1 protein-coding gene is annotated in these 534 nt (G+C 46.6%); it reads left to right on the top strand.

The features are described 5' to 3' along the window. Positions 1-534: ABC transporter transmembrane domain-containing protein (locus R8O11_RS30780; protein ID WP_318195328.1), on the top strand; the 534-nt coding region annotated here is incomplete at both ends.

Genomic DNA, 534 nt, shown 5'->3' with positions numbered 1-534 from the left:
ATAGCAGTATTGATCATCATGGTCACGCAAGTCAGTTGGAAACTGACCGTTATGGCCCTGTTGCCAATGCCATTTCTCGCGGTAATTATTTTCTTTATCGTCCGCATTCTTCACCAACGTTTTCGTGTCGCGCAGGAAGCATTCTCTTCGATGTCCGATATGACGCAAGAATCCCTAAATGGTGTGCGAATGCTGCGTGCTTTTGGTTTAGAAAACCAAGAGCAACAACGATTTGAAGATGTCGTTGACGATACTGGTGCTAAAAACATCGCGGTAGCAAGAGTAGATGCGCGCTTTGACCCTGCGATTCAGTTGACGATTGGTCTTTCGTTTCTTCTTAGTGTGGCGGCAGGCGCGTATCTGGTCGACAAAGGCGAAATCACTCTTGGTGATTTGACAGCCTTCACCATGTACTTGGGTTTGATGATTTGGCCAATGCTAGCGTTCGCATTCTTGTTTAACATCTTAGAGCGCGGTTCTGCCGCATGGAATCGGCTACAGGAAATCTTCGATGAACAACCAGAGATCATTGGT

The sequence above is a fragment of the Vibrio sp. 1288 genome, assembly GCF_033344475.1.
The sequence above is the reverse complement of the archived record's forward strand: the minus strand, read 5'-3'. Positions and strand labels throughout refer to the sequence as shown.